Source organism: Tatumella terrea, assembly GCF_039523755.1.
GTDB lineage: Bacteria > Pseudomonadota > Gammaproteobacteria > Enterobacterales > Enterobacteriaceae > Tatumella > Tatumella terrea.
On sequence record NZ_BAAAFX010000014.1, the window covers coordinates 71,251 to 84,301 of the forward strand.

Consider the following 13,051-nt stretch of genomic DNA (forward strand, 5'->3'; position numbering starts at 1 on the left):
GCCGGACTGAACGAGGTAACGGAGAGATGTTAAACAAAAAAAGGCGTCATTTTTTATATGCGGTTATTACCGTTGCGGTGATCACCGCCTGTGTAATGAGCAGAGCGATAATCGGGGGCGTATTTGATGAGTATCATCTGCCACTGAACGAATGGCCTGCGGAACTTATCCTGACCCAGTGCATGATGATAGTCATTTATACTGCCGTGTTTACAGGAATTTTTTCGGTTCCTCTCTGGTATTTCTTCCTGGGTGAAAGCGACGCCCGTCACTGACCGCCCTGCCCTGAGTCCGGCACCGCTATCGGTGCCGGTCCTGACGGTATACTGAAGGGCTCATTCCGGACCAGCGGCGAAAACGGTGGCTGAAATGGCTCAGTGAATTAAACCCGCAGCTTACCGCGATATCTGTCAGTGGTATGCCCTGATATCTGAGCAACTCAGCCGCCTTTGCCATGCGTTTTTCCATCACATACTGATGTGGCGGCCGTCCGGTGCTTTGGCGAAACATCCTTGAAAAGTGGTATTCACTTAACGCAGCCTCCCCGGCCAGCGTGGACAACGTCAGCGAATCGCTGAGATGATGCTCAATAAATTCACACACCCGTCTGAGCGTGGCCGGTGCCAGGCCGCCCCGGACCACCGGCAAAGCCCAGTTAACCCGACTGTACTGCTGTACCAGACAGGTCAGCAGTAACGTACTGGCCGTGCTCAGTAACAGGTGGTTCGCCGGTTGCTGCCAGTCATAATTCAGCAGAAACTGCCGGTAAAGCTGAGTGATTTTTCCATCATCCGCAAAGATTTTTTCATCGGGTACGACATCAGACGGGCTGCGATCCCAGATTTTTTCTGCCAGTACGGATAAATGCTCCTCCGTACAATAGAGATGCACAAATGAGAGGCGGGCACGGACATCCCAGACCGAACCACTGCCGGCAGGCATCAGACAAAAACGATCCGGCCCGCCCCCGTTACGCCATCCGTGGGGCGTTTTATGCCAGGTGTCATAACCATCCGCAATATACAGACTCAGCGTGTGGTGGTTGCTCTGGTGGTGAACTCTGTCACACTGGTTAAACCACGAAGCCAGCTGAACCCCGCTGTCCAGTGCAACGCTGTCGAGCAGCCTGGCTTTATGGCGTTGCAGAATTTCCATCGTCTGATAATCAGGCATCTTCTCTCCGCCTTTTCCGGCTGTCAGACGCACAGTGTATTCTGCCGCTGTCCCCGTGCGCCACTAATACCTCACCCGGCACACATAAAAGCGCAGAAATACGCAAACCGGCAGCAGACTGGTACAAATGGTCGCTCTCTGTTTTGTGAATACTGAGGGCAGGAAGAAAAACACTGGCCGGAGGTTAATAATGACAATACTGCTCTATTTCGCTGTAGTTCTGATCTGGGGAACCACCTGGATTGCTATCTTTGTGCAGGAACATAATGCTGCAATTCCGGTCACGGTGGCTGTGTTCTGGCGTTTTGCGCTGGCGTCGGTGGTTTTATTGCTGGTACTGAAACTCAGCGGGCGGCTGAAGTCGTTGTCCCGGCAGACACATCTCTATTGTCTCCTTCAGGGATGTACGATTTTCGGGATAAATTTCGTCTGCTTTTATCACGCTGCCCAGTGGATCAATAGCGGTCTGGAATCCGTTATCTTTTCGATGGCGGTTTGCTATAACGCGGTTAACAGCTGGATTTTCTTCCGGCAGAAACCGCCCGCCCGCTTTTGGCCGGCCGTTGTGATCGGCATCGGGGGTATTGTCATCTTATTCTGGCCGCAGTTATCAGAAAACCACGTCTCACCGCAACTGCTGGCCGGCATCGGCTTATCGGCACTCGGTACACTTGGCTTTTCGCTGGGCAATATGATCAGTGTTCGCCACCAACGGCAGCAGCAGGATACACTGACCACAACCGGTTATGCCATGCTCTATGGCGCGTTAGTGATGGCGTTACTGAGCCTGGTGATGGGATATTCACTCGTTCCTCCGGGGAATATCCGCTGGCTGGGCGCGGTCTGTTACCTGGCCATTATCGGTTCCGTCTGCGGGTTCGGCGCTTACTTTATTTTACTGGGACGGATCGGTGCCGCTAAAGCCAGCTGGAGTACCCTGTTATTTCCTCTGGTTGCCCTGGCGTTTTCCGCAGAATATGAAGGTTTCGTCTGGGAACCCCATGCCATTATCGGGCTGGCAGCTATCTCCTGCGCTAACCTGTTAATGTTTATCCGCACTCCCCTGCGGCTTAACAACCACCGTTCATAACCCCTGGCAGCGGCCGGTTAACAGACAGGCCGCTGCCCATTACTCCGTTTATTCCCCCTCCCCTGCCATTCATTCCCTGAAAACTGCATTTCATGCCATTACCCACACACAAAAGCAGGGATTCATTATGCTCACCGCAGCAGATAACTTGCATGCGGAGCATGATATGAATACAAACTCACCTTTTTCACCCATGACCCGCTGGCTGACACTGGCCGGCACCATTATTACGCAGTTCGCCCTTGGCTCAGTCTATACCTGGAGCCTGTTTAATCAGCCCCTGTCAGAAAAACTTTCAGCCCCCATCAGTAAAGTTGCACTTTCTTTCGGCTTACTCAGTCTCGGACTGGCAATTGCCTCCTCTCTGGCCGGTAAACTGCAGGAGCGGTTCGGCGTGAAAAAAGTCACCGTCGGTGCCGGTGTGTTACTGGCGGTCGGTTTTTTCCTGACTTCCAACGCCTCATCATTGCCGATGCTGTATCTCAGTGCCGGAGTACTGGTCGGACTGGCCGATGGGGCCGGTTATCTGATGACATTGTCAAACTGCGTGAAATGGTTCCCGGAACGTAAGGGCGTTATCTCTGCCTGTGCTATTGGGGCATACGGTCTGGGCAGTCTGGGCTTTAAATTTATCTGCAGCTATCTGCTGGTTCACCAGGGGCTTGAACATACCTTTATGCTGTGGGGTTGTATTGCGCTGGTGATGGTGGCTATCGGTGCATCACTGATGAAAGAGGCCCCACGCAGAGAAGCGCAGCCCGGTGCTGTTTCGGTATGTGATTTCTCTCTGGCGGAGTCGATGAAACAACCGCAGTACTGGATGCTGGCACTGATGTTTCTTACCGCCTGTATGAGCGGCTTATATGTCATCGGGGTGGCTAAAGATATCGGTCAGAGCATGGTTCACCTGCCTGCGCTGAGCGCAGCTAACGCGGTCACCGTGATCGCGGTAGCCAACCTGGGCGGGCGCCTGGTTCTGGGAGTCTTATCCGATAAACTGCCACGCATTCGTGTCATCTCTCTGGCGCAGATTATCTCTCTGGCAGGGATGAGCCTGTTAATGTTCACGTCACTGAATGAAACCACGTTTTTCATGGCGGTGGCCAGTATCGCATTCAGTTTCGGCGGAACCATCACCGTCTTCCCCTCTCTGGTCAGTGATTTTTTTGGCCTGAATAATCTGACTAAAAATTATGGTGTGATTTATCTGGGCTTCGGTATCGGCAGTATTCTCGGTTCGCTGGTCGCTTCGCTGTCAGGCGGATTCACCGTCACTTTCGCCCTGATTATGGTTCTGCTGACAGTATCGCTGGTGTTATCACTAACCATTCGCCAGCCGGGCGTACGTTTTGTCTCTACCGCTCCGGCCCTGAATTCCTGACTGCCCGTTTCACCGCAATCACTGTGCCTGCTCACTGTAGCAGGCCTCCTGATCCCCCCGTCTTCCTGAACTGCCCCCTTACCCTCATTCTATCCTTGCCTCTTTGTTTGCTTTTACGTTCACAGCCCCCGACAGGAAAATCAGCACAGACCGCTTCATCACTCCACAGCATTGCCGTGAGCGCAAACGGCCTGACGGAACCGGGGGGCTGAAGCGTATGGAGTCCGCTGCGGAGACCGGGAAATAATAGTTCACTTACCCTGCAGCTCAGCCCCGGGGCAGGATCATGGCGGACGTATTAACGGTCATGCACAGTAGCTGAGCCGGGTCACCGGCAATCAGGGCTTTGATCCGCACTTCATCGGGTCAATATCTGCTAAACAAAGCGTGGTGATCGGATGGCCCGGCAGCATATCACCGGCAATGAATACTTTGGTCCACACTTCATCGGGTCAGTGCCTGCTAAATAAAACGTGGAAGCCGGATGGTCCGGCGGCACATCACCGGCAATGAGGGCTTTGATCCGCACTTCATCGGGTCAATATCTGCTAAACAAAGCGTGGTGATCGGATGGCCCGGCGGCACATTACCGGCAATGAATGCTTAAGTAGCACTTAACCGGATCAGTATCTGCTAAACAAAGCGTGGAGGCCGGATGGCCCGGCAGCACATCACCGGCAATGAATACTTTGGTCCACACTTCATCGGGTCAGTGCCTGCTAAATAAAACGTGGAAGCCGGATGGTCCGGCGGCACATTACCGGCAATGAATGCTTAAGTAGCACTTAACCGGATCAGTGCCTGCGAAGCAAAGCGTGGAGGCCGGATGGCCCGGCGGCACATCACCGGCAATGAATACTTTGGTCCACACTTCATCAGGTCAGTGCCTGCTAAATAAAACGTGGAGGCCGGATGGTCCGGCGGCACATCACCGGCAATGAATACTTTAGTCCACACTTCATCGGGTCAGTGCCTGCGAAGCAAAGCGTGGTGATCGGATGGCCCGGCGGCACACAAGAGGCCGCCGGCGATCGACCCGCAGCACAGCAGGATGACCCCGCCCCAATGCAGGACGGAATACTCCCGGCATTGAGCCACCTCTCGGGTACTGCTGGTTATTCGGCACTAAGCACCATCATCCGTAACAGGTTTACCGACTGAACCGGGGGTAAGCTGAGAATGGTCTGGTAGAAGTCGATTGTCATATGACAAAGCGCCTGATGATTCGAGGAAGTATCTCCGGGTTCATTCAGTTGTCTGAGCTGATCCCCCCAGCGCGGATACAGCGTACTGACCACTTCTTTCAGGGTTTCGGTCGCCAGTGTTTTATTCAATGGTTTATCCGGCCCCTGACTGGTCAGCAGCAGTGCCTCCATCGCCTGAGCATCTTCCGTGTTCAACGCCGGCGGAAGCAATTGCATCAGATTAACCCCGCCCTCGACCTGGGGATAAAGGAAACGAAAACAGGCGTCGGATGAGAGGTTATCCAGCGTCTTCATTTCATCTACCGACATCGAGACATAATGGATCACCGCATCGTCACTGGCCCGGCCAATCCGCTGATTAATCACATCCACCAGCATACCGCGCAACTGCCCCAGCGCGACAGGCACACTATTACCTTCGCGCACTGAGCGTAAAAACGCCGGCTGAAGCATACGCCAGAGCCCGGGTTCCTGAACTTTCAGTATCCGGTAGCCCGGCAGAGAGGCCATCTCAGCCAGCGCCTGTTGTTCCTGTTTCCGGGCATCCCGTTCAGGTTTACAGGCATAAAACCAATAGAGATTTCCGGCAATGACCGGTAACACGGTCAGCAGAAGTCCGCCGGCCAGTGACAACCGGCTTTTCCTGACAACCAGTGTCCAGAAAAGCCCCGATATAATCAGACCAGCAATAGAAGGGATAAGGGTGTCAGTCATACTGAAGGCGAAGGCTCTCGTGATACATCGACTAATACCGGACAGTGTGCCCTTTCCAGGACCGCCGCGCTGACTGAACCTTTCAGAATACGGTTGAACGAAGAAAGATGACGCCGCCCCATGATAATCATTGATACATTGAGCCGGTCAGCCTGTTCAACAATCGTGGTGGCCGGGTCACCGCTGCAAATCATTCCGCGGGCAGGAATACCGGCCTCCGCAAACGGGTTAAGCGCATAGCGCACTATCTGTTCAGCGGAATTACGGGAGTCCAGCGCATCCATCGACAGCGCGTTTTTTTCAGCGGTATCAATTTCAATCGGCTGGCTACAGGCAGCATCATCCGGCGCCACACAACATAAAATAATCACCGACGCCTGATGTGCTTTGGCCTGTTCCAGAGTCACGTTAATCACTTTTTCTGCCATGGTAGCCTGACGATCAATCGCCATTAACAGTGTTTTCATTCTATCAAGCTCACTTTCAGTGAAAGGCGGTTACCCGTTGTCGCATCAGTATATTTTCAGAAAGACATCACGTCGTCTGCGGGTAACTCAGTTTAACGAGCAACTACTGTAGCCTGATTATCTATATTTGTCAGAGGATTGATGCCGTCCGGCGATGAAAAAGGTCCGGAATTGCCGATTACCGCATCCCGGAGTGTAAAAGGAATACTGCGCGGCAGAAACGGGCTTTTAATATATTTTCAATCCTGAAAAATTTGATGTGATGAGGTAAGCAGCTATTTCCCGGTACCGTCAGCCAGACTGGCGGGCCGCCGGCAGGTTAAAAAATTGATCAGAATACCCATTCAGGTGGAATAACCGGGCCCGGTACTGGTGCACAGGGTGAGTTTTTTCTATCATACGCCGCAATTCCTGTCGCATTCTGATCTAAGGCCAGCCCCGATGTTCCTGCACCTTGATAAGCTACTGGCAGTTTTTGATCGGGCAGCCCTGATGCTGATTTGCCTGTTTTTTCTGACCCGGGCCGCCCCTTTCCGCCAGTTACTGCAAAAAGATGACTACACGCCGGCAGAAAAACTGACCGTCATCGTTATTTTTTCGTTATTTGCGCTGTTCAGTACCTGGACCGGGATCAATGTTGATGGGTCACTGCTGAACGTACGTATCATTGCCGTGATGTCCGGCGGGATCCTGTTTGGTCCCTGGGTCGGCATTTCTACGGGGATCATTGCCGGACTGCATCGCTATCTGATCGATATGCACGGGGTCAGCTCAATTCCCTGCCTGATCACCAGTATTCTGGCTGGCGTGATTTCAGGAATGATTTATCAGCGAGTCGATAAATCCAGACGCTGGAGCGCCGGCATCCTCTGCGGGATGTTATGTGAATCCCTGACCATGCTGCTGATTGTGCTCTTCGCCCGCCCTGCCGCCCTGGGCATCGAGATAGTCAGTGAAATTGCACTGCCAATGATCCTCGGGTCGATGAGTATCGGTCTGATTGTTTTACTGGTGCAGAGCGTGGAAGGTGAAAAAGAAGCCCAGGCCGCCCGCCAGGCCAAGCTGGCACTCGATATTGCAAACAAAACACTGCCCCTGTTCCGTCAGGTGAACAGCGAATCGTTACGCCAGGTATGTGAAATTATCCGCCATGATATCAACGCAGATGCCGTTGCCCTGACCAACTGCCGGGAGATTCTGGCTTATGTCGGATACGGCGAGGAACACTACCAGACGGGAAATATCAGCCTGAGCCCGACCACCACCCTGGCTATTACCAGCGGGAAAATCATCATCCGCAATAATGATGAAGCTTACCGTACCCGGGACATCCACTCTATTCTGGTGATCCCGCTGCGGGAAAAAGGTACGGTCGCCGGCACATTAAAAATCTATTATCGCCGGGCCCATAAAATAACCGGCTCGCTGAAAGAGATGGCGGTCGGTCTGTCACAGATCATATCGACCCAGCTGGAAGTTTCGCGGGCCGAGCAATTACGCGAGATGGCGAATAAAGCTGAACTCCGTGCGTTGCAGAGTAAAATTAACCCGCACTTCCTGTTTAATGCACTGAATGCCATTTCTTCCTCTATCCGGATGAACCCGGATACCGCACGACAACTGGTGATCAATCTTTCCCGCTACCTGCGCTATAACCTGGAGCTGAGTGATGACGAAACCATTGATATCAAAAAAGAGCTGTATCAGGTGATGGATTACATCGCTATCGAACAGGCGCGTTTCGGCGATAAGCTCTCGGTGATTTACGATATTGATGAAGATATTGCCTGCAAAATTCCCAGCCTGTTAATTCAGCCGTTGGTGGAAAATGCCATTGTGCACGGTATACAGCGGAGCCAGGGAAAAGGTGTGGTCACCATTACGGTCAGAAAGACAGAAACCTGCGGGGATGTGCATATTTCGGTGCGCGATACCGGTGACGGGATCAGCGAAGACGTTATTCGTCGGGTAGCCGGTAATGAGATGCCCGGGAACAAGATAGGACTGCTGAATGTTCATCATCGCGTCCGGTTGCTGTACGGTGAAGGGCTGTGTATCCGCCGGCTTTCACCCGGCACCGAAATCTCCTTTACCGTAACTAAAGACGTCGCGGCTAAGCCTCCCGACCAACGACAGTTCAGTCCGGAGAATATTACGTGAAGGCCATAATTGTGGAAGATGAGTACCTGGCGCAACAGGAACTCCGCTGGATGATACAGCATCACAGTCATATCAGTATTGAGGGCTGCTTTACCGACGGTGTGGATGTCCTCAAATATCTGCAAAATCATCAGGTGGATGTGATCTTTCTCGATATCAATATCCCGTCGCTGGACGGCATGCTGCTGGCAAAAAATATCAGTATGTTCGCCGTGCGCCCGTTAATTGTGTTTATTACGGCCTGGAAAGAGCACGCCGTGGAAGCCTTCGAATTAGAAGCCTTTGATTACATTCTTAAGCCCTACCAGGAATCCCGTATCGTGACGATGCTGAATAAGCTGGAAAGCAACTGGCAGGCGCAGCAACACCCTGTGGCTCCCCGGGCGGCGGAAAAGATCCAGCAGACTATCAATCTGGTAAAGGATGACCGGATTATCGTGACCAATATCCACGATATCTGTTATGCGGAAGCCCATGAGAAGCTGACCATCGTCTATACCCGGCGAGATCAGTTTATTATGTCGATGAGTATCAGTGAGTTTTGCCAGCGGGTTCCGGAGAGTCAGTTCTTCCGCTGTCACCGCTCTTTCTGCGTCAACCTGAACCGGATCCGCGAAATTGAGCCCTGGTTTAATAATACCTATATCCTGAAACTCCATGAGCTGGAATTTCAGATCCCGGTCAGCCGCAGTAAAGTGAAAGCGTTTCGCCAGCTGATGAAGCTGTAACCGTCCGGTCAGTACCGGTGCGGTTACAGCGAACTATCACAGGGTGTAGTTACAGCACCACACCCAGATACTGACGCATATGCGCACCGGCACCTAACAGCCCCGGCTGATCGTGGGTGATCAGGTAGACAGGAATATCCTGAACATAGGCACGGAAACGCCCCTTATCTTCAAAGGCGGCACGGAAACCGGAGGCTTTAAAGAATTCCAGGAAACGCGGCACAATCCCCCCGGCAATGTAAACACCGCCAAAGGTGCCAAGCGTCAGCGCGAGGTTGCCACCGAAACGGCCCATGATGACACAGAACAGGGACAGCGCACGGCGGCAATCGGTACACTCTCCGGAAAGCGCGCGTTCAGTCACATCCTGAGGCTGTAATACCTCCGGTTCACGGTTATCTGAAATCACAATCGCACGGTAAATATTTACCAGCCCTTTCCCGGACAGTACACGTTCAGCAGAAACACGGCCACGTTCTGCACGCAGCACGCTCATGATCATATCTTCTTCTTCGGTGCCACAGGTAAAATCGACATGACCACCTTCGCCCGGAAGACTGACCCAGCGTTTATCCACATGCACCAGATGACTCACGCCCAGCCCGGTCCCGGCACCGTAGATGGCAATAGGTTTACCGTTAACCGGTTCATTGCCGCCAAACTGAATAACATCCTCATCACTCAGACACGGAATAGCCATTGAGACGGCGGTAAAATCGTTGATCACTTCCAGATGTTCCAGACCAAGATTTTGCTTCATCTCTTCGATGGAAAATGCCCAGTGATGATTAGTCATCTCGATCCAGTCATCTTTGACCGGACAGGCTATCGCAATACAGGCAGCCTGCACTTCCGGCTGTTCCGAAAGATAGTGACGGATGACATCCTCCAGGCTCTGAAAATCAGAGGTAGAGAAGGTTTTGGTCTGTGAGATGTTACCGTTACTCACCTCACACAATGCAAGGCGGGCGTTAGTTCCGCCGACATCGCCGACCAAGGCATAGTTTGTCATTCTTATGCTACTCCGCTTGGGGGTAATTGATGGTGAAGACGCAGTGGCGTCTTCAAATTATTTCTTCACCGGGAATTCCGGTGAAATCACATTATAATTTTTACAGTCATCTACCATACCTTGCAGAATACCCCATGCACATAGGTAAGATGCTGAATAATACCAAAGAAAACTTTTTACCCTTGACAGTCACACCTGCCACTCCGGGAGTAACCCCGCCCTTTCAGAAGGCGTTCCGCCATCCGGCTGAGTTCAGACCGGAGATTTGCAGATTACTACAATAGTCCCGGAACTTCACCTACCAACAACCCGAGGTTAAGCATTATCACCAGGACAACTATCACACCGCCGGTGATACGTATTTTTTTACTGTTCACCAGTTCACCCATCAGACGGGGATTACCGGTAAAGACCAGTAAAGGGATCAGGGCTAATGCGATGCCAAAACTCAGTAACACCTGGCTCAGGACCAGTACCCGGGTCGGATCCATGCCGGCAATAATAACGATAAAGGACGGCAACATCGTCACGACACGGCGTACCCATAACGGGATGGTAAAATGAATAAACCCCTGCATAACCACCTGGCCGGCCAGTGTCCCCACCACCGTAGATGACAGACCGGCAGTGACCAGACTCAGACCAAATACCAGGGCGGCCGCATTTCCCAGCAGCGGTTTCAGGGTCACATAGGCCTGATCCAGTTCCGTTATACCGGTATGCCCATTAAAATGGAATACAGCCGCGGCCGTGGCCATCATAGCCAGATTAACAAAACCGGCAATCGTCATCGCCACGGCGACATCCATTTTTGTCGAACTATAACGCTGACTGCGGTTACCGCCGGTATCCCGCTGTGTCAGTGCCGAGTGCAGATAAATTACATGCGGCATAATGGTGGCACCCAGTACCCCGGCCGCCAGATACAGGGCATCCGTTTCCGGTAATGCAGGCACCACCATACCGCGCAGTAAGCCTGCAGGATTCGGCTGAGAAAAGAATAATTCAATGACATAGGCCACGGCGACAAACAGCAGCATTCCGCCGATCACCCATTCCAGAGGCTTCTGTCCGCGATTCTGTAACATCAGGATCAGGAACGTCGCGATGCCGGTGACTACCGCCCCTTCCAGCAATGAAATGCCGAACAGCAGTTTGAACCCTAATGCTGCACCGATAAATTCCGCAAGGTCGGTCGCCATCGCGATTATTTCGGCCTGCACCCAGTAGAACCAGACGACAGGGCGGGGAAAACGGTCACGGATATGCTCAGCCAGGTTTTTTCCGGTGGCAATCCCCAGTTTCGCAGAAAGCAACTGGATAAGCATCGCCATAATATTTGCCCAGACAACCACCCACAGCAACTGATAGCCATAACTGGCACCGGCCTGAATGTTAGTTGCGAAGTTTCCGGGGTCGATATAACCAATCGCCGCAATGAACGCAGGCCCCATCAGCGCCAGTTTCACTTTTCTCTGTTTGTTATTACGTTCAGTAATCTGACTGTCTGGCATCTGGGTTCCCCGGAGCTATGGTTGACCCCCACTCTACCTGTAAAGCATCAGGGGCGTTAAATCGATAATAATTATTACATCAATAGACGGAGCTAAAAAGTATAGCACTGGCTATACTTCGAACCCTCACGTTACCCGATTAGCAAAATTTGAGCAAAGGATTTTGTGAACAGTTTCGCCGGAGGAGAATGAGAAATTAACAGAAAAACGACAGATTATTTAATAATCCGATACATTCCATACAAAAGCACACACTGTCTGCGTCGGTTATTCAGAAAAAACAGCGAGATCTTTTGCTTATATTGGGTTTTGGATCTCGTTTTTATGCGGCGTGTTACATAGAATACACCACAAAATATAACTCTCCTCAGAACCGGAGCCCGCATGGCACACATTTTTCACTTTATTCTGGCAATGGTGGTTGTCGCAGTCCTTGCTTTACTGGCAAGTAAAAACCGCAAACAAATTCGTATCCGCTACGTTATTCAGCTATTGGTTATCGAAGTTCTGCTGGCATGGTTTTTCCTGAATTCAGAAGCCGGTCTCGGTTTTGTCAGAGCGTTCGCAGGTTTCTTCGATACTCTGCTGAAATACGCCGCCGAGGGAACCAACTTCGTCTTTGGCGGAATGAATGACAAAGGCATGGCTTTCTTCTTCCTGAACGTCCTTTGCCCTATCGTTTTCATCTCCGCGCTGATCGGTATTCTTCAGCATTTCCGGGTGCTGCCATTGGTCATCCGCGCCATCGGTACGGTACTGTCCAAAATCAATGGTATGGGCAAACTGGAATCGTTCAACGCGGTCAGTTCATTGATCCTTGGGCAGTCTGAAAACTTTATCGCTTATAAAGATATCCTCGGGAAGATGTCCCATAACCGTATGTACACCATGGCTGCCACGGCGATGTCTACGGTTTCCATGTCTATCGTCGGTGCCTATATGACGATGCTGCAGCCTAAATATGTGGTCGCCGCCCTGATCCTTAACATGTTTAGTACCTTTATTGTGCTGTCGATTATCAACCCTTACAAAGTCGAACAGGAAGATGATCTGCAACTGAAAAGCACCCATGAAGGACAAAGTTTCTTCGAAATGCTGGGTGAATACATCATTGCGGGTTTCCGTGTCGCTATCATTGTGGCGGCCATGCTGATTGGTTTTATTGCGCTGATCTCTGCTATCAATGCGCTGTTTACCAGCATTTTCGGTATCAGCTTCCAGGGTGTCCTGGGTTACCTGTTCTACCCGTTTGCCTGGATCATTGGTGTACCTGCTGACGAAGCGCTGAAAGTAGGTAGTGTCATGGCGACCAAGCTGGTGTCGAACGAGTTTGTCGCCATGATGGACCTGCAGAAAATGGCCAGCCAGCTGACTCCCCGCTCCGAAGGGATCCTGTCTGTCTTCCTGGTCTCTTTTGCTAACTTCTCCTCTATCGGTATCGTCGCGGGCGCTATCCGCGGTCTGAATGAAGAGCAGGGGAACATTGTCTCCCGTTTTGGTCTGAAATTACTTTACGGTTCAACGCTGGTCAGCCTGTTATCCGCAGCGGTTGCCGGACTGGTTCTTGCCTGATCCGACACACAGACAAAAAACGGGGCCTTCACAGG

11 protein-coding genes are annotated in these 13,051 nt (G+C 51.9%); 6 read left to right on the forward strand and 5 right to left on the reverse strand.

Features of this window, described 5'->3' with window-relative positions; genetic code table 11:
- The first annotated feature begins 26 nt into the window (after positions 1-26).
- Positions 27-275: a DUF2534 family protein gene (locus ABD035_RS10795; protein WP_212713357.1), complete on the forward strand. Its 249-nt coding sequence runs from the start codon at positions 27-29 to the stop codon at positions 273-275.
- A 25-nt stretch (positions 276-300) separates the two neighbouring features.
- Here the strand turns inward: ABD035_RS10795 and ABD035_RS10800 are convergent, their stop codons facing one another.
- The gene (locus ABD035_RS10800; protein WP_343870091.1) at positions 301-1,173 is read right to left on the reverse strand and encodes a helix-turn-helix transcriptional regulator; all 873 of its coding nucleotides are present in this window, start codon (positions 1,171-1,173) and stop codon (positions 301-303) included.
- A gap of 190 nt (positions 1,174-1,363) precedes the next feature.
- Between ABD035_RS10800 and ABD035_RS10805 the strand changes: the two genes are divergently transcribed.
- Positions 1,364-2,263, forward strand: coding sequence for a DMT family transporter (locus tag ABD035_RS10805; protein ID WP_343870094.1), 900 nt, complete (start codon positions 1,364-1,366; stop codon positions 2,261-2,263).
- A gap of 166 nt (positions 2,264-2,429) precedes the next feature.
- Positions 2,430-3,644, forward strand: coding sequence for an L-lactate MFS transporter (locus ABD035_RS10810; protein ID WP_343870096.1), 1,215 nt, complete (start codon positions 2,430-2,432; stop codon positions 3,642-3,644).
- 1,115 nt (positions 3,645-4,759) lie between these two features.
- Here ABD035_RS10810 and ABD035_RS10815 read toward each other — a convergent pair.
- Both ABD035_RS10815 and ABD035_RS10820 read right to left on the reverse strand, forming a co-directional pair.
- Complete coding sequence (locus ABD035_RS10815; protein WP_343870098.1) at positions 4,760-5,563, reverse strand: hypothetical protein; 804 nt, start codon at positions 5,561-5,563, stop codon at positions 4,760-4,762.
- Complete coding sequence (locus ABD035_RS10820) at positions 5,560-6,030, reverse strand: universal stress protein (protein ID WP_212713352.1); 471 nt, start codon at positions 6,028-6,030, stop codon at positions 5,560-5,562. Before ABD035_RS10820 ends, ABD035_RS10815 begins: the two co-directional genes overlap by 4 nt.
- A 441-nt stretch (positions 6,031-6,471) precedes the next feature.
- On the opposite strand from ABD035_RS10820, the gene ABD035_RS10825 reads away from it, so the two are divergent.
- Both ABD035_RS10825 and ABD035_RS10830 read left to right on the forward strand, forming a co-directional pair.
- Positions 6,472-8,190 carry a LytS/YhcK type 5TM receptor domain-containing protein gene (locus tag ABD035_RS10825; RefSeq protein WP_343870103.1) on the forward strand — a complete coding sequence of 573 codons (1,719 nt, stop codon included), beginning with the start codon at positions 6,472-6,474 and terminating at the stop codon, positions 8,188-8,190.
- Complete coding sequence (locus tag ABD035_RS10830) at positions 8,187-8,918, forward strand: LytR/AlgR family response regulator transcription factor (RefSeq protein WP_343870106.1); 732 nt, start codon at positions 8,187-8,189, stop codon at positions 8,916-8,918. The genes ABD035_RS10825 and ABD035_RS10830 overlap by 4 nt, the downstream gene beginning before the upstream one ends.
- Positions 8,919-8,967: 49 nt before the next feature.
- On the opposite strand, the gene glk is transcribed toward ABD035_RS10830, so the two are convergent.
- The gene (glk, locus tag ABD035_RS10835; protein ID WP_212713349.1) at positions 8,968-9,930 is read right to left on the reverse strand and encodes a glucokinase; all 963 of its coding nucleotides are present in this window, start codon (positions 9,928-9,930) and stop codon (positions 8,968-8,970) included.
- A gap of 275 nt (positions 9,931-10,205) precedes the next feature.
- On the reverse strand, positions 10,206-11,444 hold the full coding sequence (locus ABD035_RS10840; RefSeq protein WP_343870108.1) for an Nramp family divalent metal transporter: 1,239 nt from the start codon (positions 11,442-11,444) through the stop codon (positions 10,206-10,208).
- 384 nt (positions 11,445-11,828) lie between these two features.
- Here ABD035_RS10840 and ABD035_RS10845 point away from each other — a divergent pair, with 384 nt between their 5' ends.
- Complete coding sequence (locus ABD035_RS10845) at positions 11,829-13,016, forward strand: NupC/NupG family nucleoside CNT transporter (RefSeq protein WP_343870110.1); 1,188 nt, start codon at positions 11,829-11,831, stop codon at positions 13,014-13,016.
- Positions 13,017-13,051 lie beyond the last annotated feature (35 nt).